Source organism: Methanoculleus sp. UBA291 (assembly GCF_002499755.1).
Classification (GTDB): domain Archaea; phylum Halobacteriota; class Methanomicrobia; order Methanomicrobiales; family Methanoculleaceae; genus Methanoculleus; species Methanoculleus palmolei.
The window spans coordinates 15549-15873 of record NZ_DANC01000019.1; the positions used below are offsets into that span (position 1 = coordinate 15549).

Consider the following 325-nt stretch of genomic DNA (forward strand, 5'->3'; position numbering starts at 1 on the left):
TCAATCTCACCGTGACCGACGATACGGGCATGACCGGACCGTCGGGTTACGTCTTTGTTCCCGCCAACCCGATGTTCAACCCGGCGGTCAACCTGCAGGTGACAAAGGTTCCGACGGCTCCCGCTGGAGAGATGAACGCAACGGTGCGCGACATCAACGGGGCGCCGGTGGAGGGCGTCGTGGTTAACTTCGTCAGGATCGACGGCGATCTGAACATGACGCGCTGGGCGAATACGACCGATGAATACGGCAACGCACGTTCTACGTGGGAGAGCGGGAACGGAACGATACGCGTCGTCGCGGCGAAGATCCCGCCCGTGGATAA

The 325-nt window shown here is 61.2% G+C and carries 1 protein-coding gene; it reads left to right on the forward strand.

The genetic code is table 11. The features are described 5' to 3' along the window. Positions 1-325: hypothetical protein (locus BP737_RS04055; RefSeq protein WP_342685951.1), on the forward strand; the 325-nt coding region annotated here is incomplete at both ends.